Source organism: Izhakiella australiensis (genome assembly GCF_002006995.1).
Lineage (GTDB): Bacteria > Pseudomonadota > Gammaproteobacteria > Enterobacterales > Enterobacteriaceae > Izhakiella > Izhakiella australiensis.
Window position 1 is genome coordinate 21,854 of sequence record NZ_MRUL01000005.1, and the last position, 16,295, is coordinate 38,148.

Below are 16,295 nucleotides of genomic sequence, written 5' to 3' on the forward strand. Positions count from 1 at the left end.
CCGAGGATAGCCAGTGAATCGTTTTGTTATTGCTGATTCAGATCGTTGTATAGGCTGCCATACCTGCGAAGCGGCCTGTTCTGAGCAGCATCGCCAGCAGGGTTTGCAAACCCAGCCCCGCCTGAGCGTCACCTTTAATCGTCAGTATTCCGCACCCCAGCTATGCCGCCAGTGCGAAGATGCGCCCTGCGCGCAGGTGTGCCCGGTAAACGCCATTACCCGCAGCGACGGCGCTATTCAGTTAAACGAAAGCCTGTGCGTCAGCTGTAAGCTGTGCGGCATCGCCTGCCCTTTCGGCGCTATTACCTTTTCCGGCAGCCGCCCGCAGGGTATTGCGCCTGGCTGTAATACCTCACTGGCCGCCGCGCCCCCGACCCAGCCAGCGGCCATCAGCCCGTTTCTTGACTGGACAGCTGGCATACGCGCTGTCGCGGTGAAATGCGATCTGTGCCATTTCGATGAACAGGGGCCGGCGTGCGTTCGCACCTGCCCAACTAACGCTCTTAAGCTGATTGATAACCATGATGTTGACCGCGCCAGTCGGCGTAAACGTCAGCTGGCAGTCACCGCGTTCCCTGCCGACCTGTCGCTATTAACCGCACTGCGCGGAGAGAAAGAATGAACATCACGATATTGATAAGCGGGGCGCTGCTGCTGCTGATTTTCAGCGGACTGCTGGCCGGGGTGCTGACAAATTGCAAAACGCTGAGCGGGTTGGTTGCCGGTTTTGGCGGCGCACTGGGCTGTCTGGCACTGCTGCTGGTGAGCGTGTTCTCACTGACCGGCAATGCGCCGCTGGCGGTGCCATTTTTGGGCCATTGGCTGCTACGGCTGTCACCGCTAAACGCTTTCTGGCTGCTAGTCATCGGCTTGCCGGGACTGTTCATCAGCCTGTTTAACCTTGACTGGCTGCGCCAGCGCCAGACGCGCGCTGAAGGCTTGTTGATAAATCTACTGCTGGCGGCGGCGGCGCTGGCGGTAATGGCGGAAAATCTGATAACCCTGGTGCTGATGGCGGAAGTGATGGCGCTGTGCGCGCTGTTCCTCACCGGCAGCCGTGAGTCAGGCAAGCTGTGGTTTGTTCTGGGACGGCTGGGCAGCCTGCTGCTGGCGCTGATGTGCATTCTACTCTGGCGCACCTACGGTACGCTGGATATGTTCAGCCTGCGGCTGCTGATGGCGCACCTGCCGATGAGCGATAGCGTACGGCTACTGGGGCTGGTGGGCTTCGGGCTGCTGGCCGGCATTATTCCGCTGCACGGCTGGGCGCCGCAGGCACATGCCGGCGCCTCTGCGCCCGCCGCGGCGCTGTTTTCAGCCGTGGTAATGAAAGTCGGCCTGTACGGCATCCTGATCCTCTCTTTGCTGGATACCGATGTGCCGCTCTGGTGGCCGCTAACCCTCATGCTGCTCGGCATGCTAACCGCCTTTATCGGCGGACTGTATGCGCTGATGGAGCACAACATTCATCGCCTGCTGGCTTACCACACCCTGGAAAACATCGGCATTATTCTGCTCGGGCTGGGCGCAGGCCTGATGGGCTTTGCGCTGCATTCACCGCTGCTGATCGCACTGGGTATGGTGGGCGGCCTGTTTCATCTGTTCAACCACGGCCTGTTCAAAACGACGCTGTTTCTCGGCGCCGGTACGCTTTGGCTGCGCACCGGCCTGCTGGATATTGAAAAGCTGGGCGGCATCGGTAAGCGCATGCCGCTGATCTCATTAGCCATGCTGACAGGGCTGATGGCCATGGCGGCGCTGCCGCCGCTCAATGGCTTTGCCGGCGAATGGGTTATCTATCAGTCCTTTTTCCACCTCAGCCAGCAGCCTCAGCTGTTCGCCCGCCTGCTTGGCCCACTGCTGGCGACCGGGCTAGCAATCACCGGCGCACTGGCGGTGATGTGCATGGCAAAGGTTTACGGCGTGACCTTCCTCGGCGCGCCGCGTTCAGCGGCGGCGCAGCAGGCTCTGCCCGCACCTCCGCTGGCGAGCGCCGTGGTGGTGACGCTGGCGCTGTGCTGCATTGCATGCGGCGTGGCAGCGCCCTGGCTGCTGCCGCGCTTCGCTCCGCTGCCCCTCATGCCGCCAGTCATTAACCATACCGCCGTTTTCCAGCCGGTGATGGCATTGATGCTGATAAGCGCCATGCTGCTGCCCTGCATTTGTCTGCGGCTGTTTAAAGGCGCCCGCTTACCGGCGCGCAGAAAGGGGAGCGCCTGGGCCTGCGGTTATCAGCATGAAGCCTCGATGGTTATCACCGCCCATGGCTTTGCCCAACCGGTAAAAGCGGCTTTCGCGCCGTTAATAAACCTGCGGCGGCAGCTTAACCCGGCGCGCTGGCTTTCCTGCTGGCAAGCGGAGCCGCTGCCCGGTTTGTTTCGTCGGCTGGCAGCCATCGAACTGGCCGTACTGCTGGTTGTTCTGATCACACGGAGTCTCTGATATGACCTGGTTAATTTTTCCCGCTTTACAGGGACTGGGGATGTTTCTGCTGGCGCCGCTACTGTCCGGCGTCAGCCGCGCAGCGCGCGCGCGCCTGCACAACCGGCGCGGTCCCGGCGTGCTACAGGAGTATCGCGATCTCATTAAGCTGCTGGGTCGCCAGAGCGTTGCGCCAGCGGCCTCCGGCTGGGTATTCCGTCTGATGCCGCTGTTATTAGTCGCCGTGATGCTGACCATTGCCGCTTCACTACCGGTAGTCACGATAGAAACGCCATTGCCAGCCTGTGGCGATCTGATCACCTTGATTTACCTGTTCGCCATCGCTCGCTTTTTCTTCATCATCAGCGGACTGGATAGCGGCAGCCCGTTTACCGGCGTCGGTGCCAGTCGTGAAGCGATGCTCGGCGTACTGGTGGAGCCCGTTCTGCTGCTTAGCCTGTGGGTGGTGGCACAGCTGGCCGGTTCAACCTTCATCAGCCAGATCGCCAGCCGGATCTGGTACTGGCCCCGGGCTGAGAGCCTGACGCTGCTGCTGGCGCTCGCTGCCTGCGCCTTCGCCAGCTTTGTTGAGATGGGCAAGCTGCCATTCGACCTCGCCGAAGCGGAGCAGGAGCTACAGGAAGGGCCGCTATCAGAATACAGCGGAGCCGGTTTCGCCATCCTTAAATGGGGTGTCAGCCTCAAGCAGCTGACGGTGCTGCAAATGTTTCTCGGGGTCTTTTTCCCCTGGGGTGAAATGCAGGTCTTCTCTGCGGCGGGGCTGGGGCTGGCGCTCATTCTGGCTCTGATCAAACTGCTGGCCGGCGTGCTGTTCATCGCCCTGATTGAAAACAGCATGGCGCGACTGCGCTTCACTGCGGTGCCCCGCATTACCTGGGCTGCTTTCGGCCTGGCCTTTTTAGCCCTTGTCTCCTTGCTGGCGGCGTGATTTTAGAGAACCAACCATGTCTGAAGAAAAAACAGGACAGCACTACCTTATCGCACTGAATCAGTTTCTGCCCGGCGCGGTGCTGGAACAGGCCTGGCAAACCAATGATCAGTTAACTATTACGGTAAAAATCGACGCCTTGCCACAGGTAGTTGAATATCTTTACTACCAGCAAGGCGGCTGGCTGTCGGTGCTGTTCGGTAACGACGAACGCCAGCTTTGCGGCCGCTATGCGGTTTACTACGTGCTGTCGATGGAAAAAGGCACCCGCTGCTGGATTACCGTACGCTGTGAAGTGGATGCCAGTAAGCCGGAATTTCCCTCGGTCACGCCACGGGTACCGGCTGCGGTCTGGGGCGAGCGCGAGGTACGCGATATGTACGGGCTGATCCCCGTCGGACTGCCGGATGAGCGCCGCCTGGTGCTGCCGGACGACTGGCCGGACAGCCTGTATCCGCTGCGTAAAGACAGCATGGATTACCGCCAGCGCCCCGCGCCGACTACCGATGCGGAAACCTACGAATTTATCAACGAACTGGGTAGCGAAAAAAATAACGTGCTGCCGATCGGACCGCTGCACGTTACATCAGACGAACCGGGCCATTTTCGCCTGTTCGTTGACGGTGAAAATATTATCGATGCCGATTATCGCCTGTTTTACGTGCATCGCGGCATGGAAAAGCTGGCGGAAACCCGCATGGGCTATAACGAAGTGACCTTCCTGTCGGATCGGGTGTGCGGCATCTGCGGTTTTGCCCACAGCACCGCCTATGCCACCTCGGTCGAAAACGCGATGGGCATTCAGGTGCCGCCGCGCGCCCATGCCATCCGCTCAATCTTGCTGGAAGTTGAGCGCCTGCATTCCCACCTGCTTAATCTGGGGCTGGCCTGCCACTTTGTCGGCTTTGACTCTGGCTTTATGCAGTTTTTCCGCGTGCGCGAAACGTCGATGAAGATGGCCGAAATTCTCACCGGCGCGCGTAAAACATACGGCCTTAACCTGATCGGCGGCATCCGCCGCGACATGCTGAAAGAAGACATGATCGCCACCCGCCTGCTGGCACAGCAGATGCGGCGTGACGTTCAGTCGCTGGTGGATATGCTGCTCAGCACCGCCAACGTTGAACAGCGCACCGTCGGCATCGGCCGTCTCGATCCGCAAATTGCCAGAGATTTCAGCAATGTTGGCCCGATGGTGCGCGCCAGCGGCCACGCGCGCGATGCCCGCGCCGACCATCCTTTTGCCGGCTATGGCCTGCTCCCGATGACCGTACACAGTGAGCAAGGATGCGACGTCATCTCCCGCCTCAAAGTCCGGATTAATGAGGTCTTTACCGCCCTCAATATGATTGATTTCGGCCTTGATAACCTACCGGGCGGACCGCTGCTGGTGGAGGGCTTTACCTACATTCCGCATCGTTTTGCCCTCGGTTTTACCGAAGCGCCGCGCGGTGATGATATCCACTGGAGCATGACCGGCGACAACCAGAAGCTGTGGCGCTGGCGCTGTCGCGCAGCAACCTATGCTAACTGGCCCACCCTGCGCTACATGCTGCGCGGCAATAAGGTGTCAGACGCGCCGATTATCATCGGCAGCCTCGATCCCTGCTATTCCTGCACCGACCGCATGACGGTGGTCGATGTGCGTAAGAAGAAGAGCCAGGTGGTGCCTTACAAAGAGATCGAGCGCTATGGCATTGAACGCAAAAATTCGCCGCTGAAATAATCGCTGCCGCCATGTCCGCGACGACAGGACGCACGGCGGCAGCTAACCGGAGCTGGTATGTTTAATTTTCTCAAAAAAACCCTTAAAACCGGGGTGGTCACCGAGCGCTATCCACTGGCGCCGCTGGCGGTAGATAAAAATCTGCGCGGCAGACCGCAGCATAATTCGCAGCAGTGCATCGGCTGCGCCGCCTGCATTAACGCCTGCCCGTCCAACGCGTTAACGGTTGCGACCGACAGCCAAAGCAATCGGCTGCAATGGCAGCTTAACCTCGGCCGCTGTATCTTCTGCGGCCGCTGTGAAGAGGTCTGCCCGACCACCGCAATCCGCCTGTCGACGGAGTTCGAACTGGCGGTGTGGCAAAAAGCGGATCTTCTGCAGCAGGCCAGCTTTGCACTGTGCAGCTGCCGGGTGTGCCACCAACCCTGGGCGGTACAAAAGGAGATTGATTACGTGATTGCCATGCTGCGGCAAAATGGCGACGAGTACGCCGAAAGCCAGCGTGAAAGTTTTGAAACCTGCCCGGCATGTAAACGCCGTCAGGGGCTGATGGCAGCGCAAAGCGGCCTGGGTCGGGCCGTGCGGGAGGCCTGCTGATGTCTGAACTTCTCACGCCGCGCGATCGGCAGGGAATGCCGCAGCCGCTGACCCTCGACAGCACCATCGCCCGCCTCAAAACCTCGCTGCTGAAAAACATTAAGCGTTCGGCCTACGTCTACCGCGTCGACTGCGGCGGCTGCAACGGTTGCGAAATCGAAATCTTTGCCGCGCTGACGCCCATTTTCGACGCCGAACGCTTTGGCATTAAGGTGGTGCCGTCACCGCGTCATGCCGACATTCTGCTGTTTACCGGCGCGGTAACCCGTTCGATGCGCATGCCGGCGCTACGCGCCTGGGAATCGGCGCCGGACCCGAAAATCTGTATTTCCTACGGCGCCTGCGGCAACTCCGGCGGCATCTTCCACGATCTTTACTGCGTCTGGGGAGGGACCGATAAAATCGTCCCGGTGGATGTCTATATTCCCGGCTGCCCGCCGACGCCGGCGGCGACGCTATATGGCTTTGCCATGGCGCTGGGCCTGCTGGAACAGAAGATTCACGCCCGTCAGCCCGGTGAGCAGGACGATCAGCCGGCTGAACTGCTACACGCGCAGATGGTGCAGCCGCTGCGGGTACGCATCGATCGTACGGCCCGTCGCCTGGCTGGCTATCGCTACGGACGGCAGATTGCCGACAGCTTTATGCATCATCTGCCGCAGGGCGATGACGCTATTGCACGCTGGCTGGCAAACGAAAACGATCCACGGCTGACGGAGATCGTCGATCAGCTGAATCAACTGGTGGTGCAGGAGCGTCTGCCATGACCGGACAAGTAATATTCAGCCAGCTGCGCCGTAAGTTTATCGACGAGAGCCAGCAGACCTCACCGCAGGCACAGCAGGTGATCTACTACGGGCTGGCGATCGGCCATCATCTGGGGGTCATTGACTGCCTGAGCGCCGCGCTGACCTGCCCTCTACAGGATTACCACGACTGGATCGCCACCCTGAGCGAGGGGGAGGCGCGCCGTAAGATGGAGGGCGTCGCACGCTACGGCGAAATTGTTATTGATAACCAGCACGTCGCTATGCTGGCAGGCGCCTTCGATGTGGCTTTAGCGCGCCAGAGTCCGCAGCAGCTGGCGTGGAGCCGCAGCCTGCTGGAAATGCTGCACAGTATTCACCGGGAACAGGCTATCTATCTGATGGTAAGGCGGCAAAATGACTGATGTTTTATTGTGCGTCGGCAATAGCATGATGGGGGATGACGGCGCCGGCCCGCTGCTGGCAGACATGTGCCGCCAGCAGCCGCGCGGCAATTGGCGGGTGATTGACGGCGGCAGTGCGCCTGAGAACGATATAGTCGCCATTCGCGAGCTACGCCCCGCGCGGCTGCTGATAGTCGACGCCACGGATATGGGATTAAATCCCGGTGAAATTCGCCTGATCGACCCGCAGGATATCGCCGAACAGTTTCTGATGACCACCCACAATATGCCGCTCAGTTACCTGGTGGATCAGCTTCGCGAGGACGTGCAGCAAGTGTGGTTTCTTGGTATCCAGCCGGATATCGTCGGTTTCAGCTATCCGATGACGCCGGCGATAAGAAACGCCGTCGTAACGCTTTATGCCAGCCTTGAGGATCGCGACGCCCCCGGCCGCTTTCCCGCCCTGTGATGAAACCTGACTTCGCGTAATGCACAGGCAAGCAGCATCGACAGCTGACATCGACAGCTGACATCGACATAAGTGTCGACGTCAGCTGCCCGACGCCGCCAATTGCAATAAAAACTCTATAAAACAAACAAATAAAAACTGGCACGATTTATGAATATTCCCCGGCAGTCGCTACAGCCGGAGAAGTGAATGAACCGTTTTATTATTGCCGATGCCAGCAAATGCATCGGGTGCCGCACCTGTGAAGTCGCCTGCGCGGTGTCCCACCAGCAAACCAAAGATTGCGCGGCCCTGACGCCGCAAAATTTCCAGCCGCGTATCCACGTCATTAAGGGCGTTAACGTTTCTGTCGCCACCACCTGCCGCCAGTGCGAAGACGCGCCCTGCGCCAACGTCTGCCCTAATGGCGCCATCACGCGTCATAGCGATCATGTCTACGTTGAACAACAGCGCTGTATTGGCTGCAAAACCTGCGTGGTTGCCTGTCCTTACGGCGCAATGGAGGTGGTATTACGTCCGGTAGTACGCAACAGCGGCGCCGGACTGAATGTGCAGGCAGATAAGGCTGAAGCCAATAAGTGCGATCTTTGCCAGCACCAGCCGGACGGACCTGCCTGTATCCGGGTCTGCCCGACCAACGCCATTACCTGCGTTGATCGCCAGAAGCTGGAACAGCTCAGCCAGGAGAGGCGTCGACGCGCGGCTCTGGACGGTGCTTCGATGCTGGTTTTCTGATCAGCCCACGCTATTTTCCCCTGTTAAAAACGGATCTGTCTGATGAAAAAGATCACCAGTGTTTGTCCTTACTGCGGCGCAGGCTGCAAATTAAAGCTCGTTGTCGAAAATAACAAAATTATTCGGGCGGAGGCTGCTAACGGCACCACCAATCAGAATCAGCTGTGCCTGAAAGGCTATTACGGCTGGGATTTTCTCAATGACACCGGCCTGCTTACGCCGCGCCTGACTCAGCCGATGATTCGCTATCAAAAGGGCGGCAAGTTCCAGCCAGTCAGCTGGGACGAGGCAATACGCTACACCGCGCAGCGGCTGAGCGAAATCAAGCAAAAATATGGCCCGCGCGCCATCATGACCACCGGCTCTTCACGCGGCACCGGCAATGAAACCAACTACGTGATGCAAAAATTTGCCCGTGGAGTGCTCAACACCAACAACGTCGACTGCTGTGCGCGCGTCTGTCATGGGCCGAGCGTTGCCGGCTTGCAGGTTACCCTCGGCAACGGTGCGATGAGCAACTCGATTAACGATATCGAAAACTCGAAATGTTTACTGGTTATTGGCTATAACTGCGCCGATTCGCACCCGATCGTGGCGCGACGCGTGATAAAAGCCAAAGAAAACGGCGCGCGCATTATCGTCTGCGATCCGCGGCGTATTGAAACCGCACGCATCGCCGATCAGCACTTACAGATTCACAACGGCTGCAATATGGCGCTGGTGAACGCCTTTATTCACGTGCTGCTGGAAGAAGACCTTTACGATAAAGATTATGTTGCTCGCCACACCGAAGGCTTTGAGGAGCTGCGCGAGGCGGTAAAAGATTACGCGCCGGAAAAGGTCGAGCTAATTGTCGGCGTCAGCGCGCAGCAGATCCGCCAGGCAATGCGCACCTATGCCGCAGCGCCGTCCGCCACCATTATGTGGGGAATGGGCGTCACTCAGTTCGGCCAGGCGGTTGATGTGGTCAAAGGCCTCTCCAGCCTGGCGCTGCTGACCGGAAATTTGGGACGCGAACACGTCGGCGTTGGTCCGGTACGCGGGCAAAACAACGTACAGGGCGCCTGCGATATGGGCGTTATTCCCAATCAGTTCCCCGGCTATCAGAACGTTACCGATGAGCAAATTCGCGAAAAATTCGCCCGCGCCTGGGGCGTTGATCCGGCGTTAATGGACGACCAGCCAGGCGTACGTATTACCGAAGTGCCGCATATGGCGCTGGAAGGTAAAATCAAAGCCTATTACATCATGGGGGAAGACCCATTACAGACCGAGGCGGACCTCGGCCTGGTGCGCGAAGGCTTTGATGCGCTTGATTTTGTGGTGGTGCAGGACATTTTTATGACCAAAACCGCCGAGACGGCGGACGTGCTGCTGCCCGCGACCTCCTGGGGTGAGCACGGCGGCGTGTTTACCTGCGCCGATCGCGGGTTCCAACGTTTCGAGAAGGCCATCGAGCCGCAGTATAACGTTAAGCGTGACTGGGAAATTATCAGCCTGATAGCCAGCGCGATGGGTTACCCGATGCATTATGAGAATAACCAGCAAATCTGGGATGAGATGCGCGAACTCTGCCCGCAGTTTTACGGCGCCACCTACGAGAAAATGGGCGACATGGGGCACGTGCAGTGGCCATGCCCGACGGTTGATCATCCGGGAACACCTTATCTCTATCAGGACAATCAGTTCGATACCGCCAGCGGTAAAGGCAAGCTGTTTGCCGCGCCGTGGCGCAAGCCCGCCGAGTTGCCGGATGACGAATATCCGCTGGTGCTGTGTACCGTTCGCGAGGTAGGCCATTACTCCTGTCGCTCAATGACGGGCAACTGCGCCGCGCTGCAGTCGCTGGCCGATGAGCCGGGCTTTGTGCAAATCAATCCGCAGGATGCCGCTAAAGCCGGCATCAGTGACCGCCAGCTGGTGTGGGTCAGTTCGCGGCGCGGTAAAGTTATCAGCCGCGCCGACGTTAACGAGCGTATTAACCAGGGCGCGGTGTATATGACCTATCAGTGGTGGATCGGCGCCTGCAACGAACTGACGCAGGATAACCTCGATCCGATATCTAAAACGCCGGAAACCAAATATTGCGCCGTTAACCTCAGCCGGATTGACGATCAGCAGTGGGCGGAAAACTATGCTCAGACCACTTACAGCGCCATGAAATCACGCCTGCGCGAAGCGGTTACGCCTAATTAAGGCAATCGCCAGCAGGCGGGACCCCACATCTCCCTGCCGGCATTGACCCGCCCCATGGCGGTTAGTCTCTGGCTAACCCCCTGCGCTCATCTTTCTTATTTTGGCAAATATGACCCATTTTAACGGCACAATATTGCACGTTCGCGGCAAAGTTCAGGGCGTCGGCTTTCGTCCCTGGGTATGGCGACTGGCCCATGAGCTGGCAGTGACGGGCGACGTCAGCAATGACGCAGCTGGCGTAGTGATACGTCTCGCCGGAGACGCCGACACCTTTATCCGCCGACTCCGGCAGCAATGCCCGCCGCTGGCGCGTATTGATGAGATTATCAGTGCGCCCTGGCGCTGGTCACAGCGACCACCACATTTCACCATCCTCCCCAGCAGCGCTGGCGCGATGAGCACCGGGGTGGTGCCGGACGCAGCCACCTGCCCTGACTGCCTGCGTGAGATGCAAGACCCGACGCAGCGCCGCTACCGCTATCCCTTTATCAACTGTACCCACTGTGGCCCGCGCTTCACCATTATCCGGGGAATGCCTTACGATCGCGCCGCAACCACCATGGCTGACTTTCCCCTTTGCCCGGCCTGTGCGGCAGAATACGCTTCGCCCGGCGACCGACGCTTCCATGCCCAGCCGCTGGCCTGCCCTGAATGCGGACCACAGCTAAGCTGGCAGGCGCCCGGGCAACCGGCTCAGGAAAAAGAGGCGGCGTTGCAGGCGGCAATCGCCATGCTCAACGACGGCAAAATCGTCGCGATTAAGGGGCTGGGCGGCTTTCACCTGGCCTGCGATGCGCAAGACGAAGCGGCGGTGCGGCGCCTGCGCCAGCGTAAGCAGCGCCCGGATAAACCGTTAGCGGTAATGCTACCGCAGCAACGCGCAGAAGGACTTCCCCGGTCGGTGCGGGCGCGACTCAACACGCCTGCGGCGCCGATCGTGGTGGTCGATAAGCAGGCTCTGGGGCTGTGTGAAGCGGTGGCGCCAGGGCTGAATGATGTCGGCATTATGCTGGCCGCCAATCCGTTACAGCATCTGCTGATGGACGGCGTACAGCGGCCGCTGGTCATGACATCCGGCAATCGCAACGGCCTGCAGCCGGCCTTGAGCAATGCTCAGGCGCTGAGCGATCTGGCCGCTATTGCCGACGGCTGGCTGCTGCACGATCGCGAGATCATCCAGCGGCTGGATGATTCGGTTGTCTACGCGAGCGGCGAAACGCTGCGTCGCGCCAGAGGGATGGCGCCAGATGCATTGGCGCTGCCCCCCGGATTTAAACCGGCGCCGCCGCTGCTCTGCCTAGGGGCAGAGATGAATAACACATTCTGCCTGACGCGCGGCAATCAGGCGGTTCTCAGCCAGCACCTGGGCAACCTCGACAGCGAGGGCGTACAGGCCCAGTGGAATCAGGCGCTGAGCAGCCTGCAGCAAATCTGGCAGTTCAGACCGCAGCTGATCGTTACCGATGCACATCCGGGTTATTACACCACGCGGCTGGAAATACATCCGGACACGCCGCGGATGAAAGTTCTCCATCACCATGCTCACGTGGCGGCCTGCCTGGCTGAGCACCGCTGGCCGCGCGACGCCGGCGAGGTCATCGCCCTGGTACTGGATGGCCTCGGCTGGGGAGCGGAGGGGGCGCTGTGGGGCGGAGAATGCCTGCGCGCGGACTACCTGCACTGCGTGCGGCTGGGGGGCCTGCCCGCAATCGCCCTGCCCGGCGGCGATCTGGCGGCGCGAGAACCGTGGCGCAACCTGCTGGCGCAGTGGCACGCGTTTGTCCCTGACTGGCCGCTGCGGCCTGAGGCTGCAAGGCTGCATGCCATGCCCTGGCAGCCGTTGGCGCGCGCCATTGAGCGCGAGGTTAACTCACCTGTCGCCTCATCGGCGGGAAGACTGTTTGACGCCGTTGCCGCCGCCGTCGGCTGCGCCCCGCAGCGGCAAAGCTATCAGGCACAGGCGGCCTGTCGCCTTGAAGCGCTGGCGCTGCAAACCGGATCGCTCAGCCATCCGGTGACGCTGCCATTTGCTGACGGCAGCCTGGACATGACCACCTTCTGGCGCCAGTGGCTTGACTGGCAGGCGCCTGCTGCCGCGCGCGCCTGGGCGTTTCACGATGCGCTCGCCTGCGGGCTGGCGCAGATGGCCGCTTATCACGCCCGCCGCGCCAATATTGCCACTATTGTCTGCGCCGGCGGCGTCCTGAACAACCGCCTGCTGCGCCAGCGTCTGCGACGATGGCTGGCGGATTACCATTTGCTTTTACCGCACGCGTTGCCCGCCGGCGATGGCGCCATTGCTTATGGTCAGGCGGTGATTTCCGCCGCAACCTTCTCTTAATTAAGGAAAAATGATGTTCCAAATACCGGATGCCAACCGCTCGCCGGGCGCGCTGCTGATGCTGGCATTAACCCTGCTCAATCTGTTTGCCTGGGGACTGGCGTTTTACCTGTTTCATCATACGCCTGCGCTGATGGCGGCCAGCCTGCTCGCCTGGTGCTATGGCCTGCGTCACGCGGTAGATGCCGACCATATCGCGGCTATCGATAACGTGACGCGCAAAATGATGCAACAAGGGAAGCGTCCTTGCGGCGTGGGCGCCTGGTTCTCACTCGGGCATTCAACCATCGTGGTGCTGGCCTCGATAGCCATTGCGGCGACCGCCAGCGCCTTTAGTCAGAAAATGGCGTGGTTTCAGGCGGCTGGCGGCACCATCGGCACCGCCGTTTCCGCCTTCTTCCTGCTGGCAATGGCGCTGGTTAATCTGGTTATTCTGCGTGACCTGTGGCGGCGCTTTGCCCGTCTCAAACGCGGAGAAGCCATGGCCGATAACCGGCAGTCGGCCACTGCCACGGCTGGCGGCGGTCTGGCAAGCTGGCTCTATCGTCCGGCCTTCCGGCTGGTCAGTAAAAGCTGGCATATGTATCTGGTGGGCTTTCTGTTTGGTCTGGGATTTGATACCGCCACCGAAATCGGCGTGCTGGGTATATCAGCCGCCAGCGCCGCCAGAGGGATGTCACCCTGGGCAATCATGATTTTCCCGCTGCTTTTTACCTGCGGCATGGCGCTGATTGACAGTCTGGATAACCTGATGATGGTCGGCGCTTACGGCTGGGCGTTTAACAAACCCCAGCGCAAGCTCTATTACAATATGACGATCACCGGAACGTCCGTTGCGGTCGCGCTGGTCATCGGCGGACTGGAGGCGCTGGGGCTAATGGTGGACAAGCTTGCGCTCACAGGCGGGTTCTGGCAGCTGATCGCCACCCTGAATGATAATCTGAGCAATGCCGGATTCGCGATCGTCGGATTGTTTATTGCCTGCTGGCTGTCGTCGTTACTCAACTATCGCCTGCGCGGCTATGACGCGTTAACCCGCCGCTGAAATGAAATCGCGCCATCCTCAGAGCCAAAAAAAACCACGCCAGCAAGGGCGTGGTTTTCTGGTCGACCCGCAGTATCGGTCGCTGCGTTAACGATTAAAAGTGGTAGTTAACGCCGACTAACATCGCCGTATCGCTGCTGCGATTGCCTTCACTGGCGGAAACTTTAACCGTCGCGCCCAGGTTTGGCGTGATGCCCGCATCAGCACCGATGCTTAATGCCGCAGCCTGCAGTTTTTTACCGTGTGAGCGCTGGTAGTCCATGGCGCTGAAGCGGCTATTATCGGTCACATCCGCAATGTAATTAACCTCCGCCCACGGCATCAGTTTTACACTACCCAGAGCAAAGTGCACCGTGGTGCGCAGGCCTGCGCCGGCATACATATTTTCCCGCTGGTTATGACCGAACTGACCAGCCTGATCGCTGAAGCTGTGCGCATCAGTTTTATTCCAGCCTGCCAGAATATAAGGCTGGACCACCAGCTGCTGCAGCGGTTTAATCGCCACGCCGGTGCGCAGTTCAGCGCTATAGCTATTGCCGTGCGTGCCGCCATTCAGCTGCTGCTTGCTACCATCGGTCGTGGCCGAAACGTTTGCAGCCTTCAGCGAGTAGCTCATATCGCCCCATGTCAGGTTACCATTGGCAAACAGGCCCAGGTTATCACCCAGATTTTTCTGCCAGCCGCTGTACAGGGTGTAATAACGCCCGCTGACCCGGTTATGAAACTCCGCACCGTCCCCGCGATCGGCAACTTTGGTACGGGTATAGCCAAAAGCCAGGCCGGTTGTCAGCTGTGAGTCATCAGCAAGTTCGCTGGTCCAGTCCATCCCCAGCATGGTGCCCTCAAGCTTGCCATGATAGCCAGCATCGCCGTGCTGGGAGTTATTCTGGCCGATATAGTCAGCCCAGACGTTGGCGCCAGGCTGACGCTGATTAAACATAGCGTCTTCATCGATTTTGCTAAAACGCTGGGCCACGCTGGCGCTGATCGCTTTGCTGCTGCGCTGGGCTGCATTCAGGTTCGCCTGCGCGCCCTTCACATCACTGGCCAGCGTACTGCGCTTAACTGCCAGCATCTCCTCGGTGGTATTAGCCGACCGGCTCATCCCGTGCAGCGTCAGGTCATAGTTCCAGGCGCCTTTACGGGCCGTCGCCTGCTGGCTGCCGTTAGCAAACTGCGCCTTCATGCTGCCGCCGCCGTTGTTGGTCCAGTGGCCAAGCTCGTGCTCACCCTCTGAGGTTGCAGCAGACAGCGTTTTCACCGTCGCACTGTTATTACCTGACAATGCATCGTTGACGAAGAACTGGCTTTCGCTATCCATCACCAGCTCGGAAGAACTTAGCTCTGATGCGTATAACGCCGAGGCGCCCGTAAGATCGATTCTCGCGTTGCGGATAGCCCGGGTATCCAGCTTACTGTGGTCGTCGGCGTAGATATGCGTGAAGTTATGAACTGCGCCGCGATGTGAACTGCTGCCATCGATGCGCAACTCACTGTCGTTACCCGCCGCGCTGATGTCGCCTTTTACTTCTGAGTGGTTCGTCAGCTGAACCCGGTTCTTACCCTTACCAAGGGTAATATTACCGTCAACCGTTGAGTGGTTAACCGCGACGTCGGTGCTGCCTGTCGAGGCGGAACTATCCAGATTGCCTTTTACTTCTGAGTTGTTCAGAGCGACCTGGCTCGCACCGCTGCCGCTCAGAATAATATTTTTTACGCTGCTGTCGTTCAGTCTGAGGTCAGTTTGCTTGCTGTCATTAAGCTTAATATCGCCGCCAATGCCAGACTTCTGCCCAATATCCAGCTGTGTTTCTTTACCCTGAATATTGATGCCGCCTTCAAAGGTCGATGCGTCTATAAATACTTTTGATTGCCCCGCCTCGCCGATCGCGATGGCATCACCAGAGTTAGCGGAGTTCTTTTGATGAGAATGAATAAAATGGAGTTCGTTTTCCTCACCTTTGAAACGCGTCGCGCCCGTAATGGTCGAGTTTTTTATTAGTGCATGTTTAGCTGCTTTATTTTCTGCTGAAATATCACCATTAAGCGTCGAGTTGTTAACGGATAAGATTAAAATGCCCTTATCATCGCGGTCAAAATAGATCGAATCGCCTGACGCGTAGTTTTTATTTTTTAAGCCGTGGCCTTCAGGATGTGAATCGTAGTTTTTATCTTTCTGTACACCCTTGAGCGTGGCACCATCCAGCACCAGAGTCGTGTTCGTGGTGTCATTCTTATTTCCGCCTTCGATAAAGTCAGCCTGGGTATTTTTTATTGAAAGTGCTTTATTACCGTGCTTACTGAAATTGATGTAATGATTGCTTAAATTCTGATTAGCAATAGAAGCATTGACTTCATCCCCCATATAAATATTGCCGTTATCAGGATTAGTATGAAGCACCACATCGCCACTGTTTGTAGTGGTTGTTGCAGCATTGGCTAAAGAAGTAACACCCGCGCCAGATGTAGCCATCAGCGCAATAATAACGCCTTTAGCAATCATTGAAAGCCGTTTATTTGTCAACATGTTAAATATCCCAATTGTCTATACAGACGATGTGTATTAAGTGAAGAATGACTGAATTTATTATTAAAAGTTATGACGACCTTCTTTAGGTAAATAGAAGCAAGTCAGTAAAAATATGCTGACTATGCTTTATTCAATG

General features: G+C 58.4%; 13 protein-coding genes. 12 read left to right on the forward strand and 1 reads right to left on the reverse strand.

Features of this window, described 5'->3' with window-relative positions; translation table 11 throughout:
• Nucleotides 1-13: 13 nt before the first annotated feature.
• From BTJ39_RS09405 to BTJ39_RS09460, 12 genes are all read left to right on the forward strand, one after another.
• Nucleotides 14-622 (forward strand): 4Fe-4S dicluster domain-containing protein, encoded by a 609-nt coding sequence (locus BTJ39_RS09405; RefSeq protein ID WP_078002433.1) that lies wholly within the window; start codon nt 14-16, stop codon nt 620-622.
• Nucleotides 619-2,442 (forward strand): formate hydrogenlyase subunit 3, encoded by a 1,824-nt coding sequence (gene hycC, locus BTJ39_RS09410; RefSeq protein WP_078002434.1) that lies wholly within the window; start codon nt 619-621, stop codon nt 2,440-2,442. Before BTJ39_RS09405 ends, hycC begins: the two co-directional genes overlap by 4 nt.
• Nucleotide 2,443: 1 nt before the next feature.
• Nucleotides 2,444-3,370, forward strand: coding sequence for a respiratory chain complex I subunit 1 family protein (locus BTJ39_RS09415; RefSeq protein WP_078002435.1), 927 nt, complete (start codon nt 2,444-2,446; stop codon nt 3,368-3,370).
• 16 nt (nt 3,371-3,386) lie between these two features.
• Complete coding sequence (locus BTJ39_RS09420; RefSeq protein WP_078002436.1) at nt 3,387-5,096, forward strand: hydrogenase large subunit; 1,710 nt, start codon at nt 3,387-3,389, stop codon at nt 5,094-5,096.
• Between the two features lie 57 nt (nt 5,097-5,153).
• Nucleotides 5,154-5,693 (forward strand): formate hydrogenlyase complex iron-sulfur subunit, encoded by a 540-nt coding sequence (locus tag BTJ39_RS09425; protein WP_078002437.1) that lies wholly within the window; start codon nt 5,154-5,156, stop codon nt 5,691-5,693.
• On the forward strand, nt 5,693-6,460 hold the full coding sequence (locus BTJ39_RS09430; RefSeq protein WP_078002438.1) for an NADH-quinone oxidoreductase subunit B family protein: 768 nt from the start codon (nt 5,693-5,695) through the stop codon (nt 6,458-6,460). The genes BTJ39_RS09425 and BTJ39_RS09430 overlap by 1 nt, the downstream gene beginning before the upstream one ends.
• Entirely contained in the window at nt 6,457-6,864 is a 408-nt protein-coding gene (locus BTJ39_RS09435; protein WP_078002439.1) for a formate hydrogenlyase maturation HycH family protein, read from the forward strand. The genes BTJ39_RS09430 and BTJ39_RS09435 overlap by 4 nt, the downstream gene beginning before the upstream one ends.
• Entirely contained in the window at nt 6,857-7,312 is a 456-nt protein-coding gene (gene hycI / locus BTJ39_RS09440) for a hydrogenase maturation peptidase HycI (RefSeq protein WP_078002440.1), read from the forward strand. The genes BTJ39_RS09435 and hycI overlap by 8 nt, the downstream gene beginning before the upstream one ends.
• Before the next feature lie 189 nt (nt 7,313-7,501).
• Nucleotides 7,502-8,047, forward strand: coding sequence for an electron transport protein HydN (hydN, locus tag BTJ39_RS09445; protein ID WP_078002441.1), 546 nt, complete (start codon nt 7,502-7,504; stop codon nt 8,045-8,047).
• Nucleotides 8,048-8,089: 42 nt separating this feature from the next.
• Entirely contained in the window at nt 8,090-10,243 is a 2,154-nt protein-coding gene (gene fdhF / locus BTJ39_RS09450) for a formate dehydrogenase subunit alpha (protein ID WP_078002442.1), read from the forward strand.
• Nucleotides 10,244-10,343: 100 nt separating this feature from the next.
• Nucleotides 10,344-12,584, forward strand: coding sequence for a carbamoyltransferase HypF (hypF, locus tag BTJ39_RS09455; RefSeq protein ID WP_078002443.1), 2,241 nt, complete (start codon nt 10,344-10,346; stop codon nt 12,582-12,584).
• 10 nt (nt 12,585-12,594) lie between these two features.
• Nucleotides 12,595-13,629, forward strand: a complete 1,035-nt coding sequence (locus BTJ39_RS09460; RefSeq protein ID WP_078002444.1) for a HoxN/HupN/NixA family nickel/cobalt transporter — start codon at nt 12,595-12,597, stop codon at nt 13,627-13,629.
• A gap of 94 nt (nt 13,630-13,723) precedes the next feature.
• On the opposite strand, the gene BTJ39_RS09465 is transcribed toward BTJ39_RS09460, so the two are convergent.
• Entirely contained in the window at nt 13,724-16,156 is a 2,433-nt protein-coding gene (locus BTJ39_RS09465; protein WP_078002445.1) for an autotransporter outer membrane beta-barrel domain-containing protein, read from the reverse strand.
• Between the last annotated feature and the right edge of the window lie 139 nt (nt 16,157-16,295).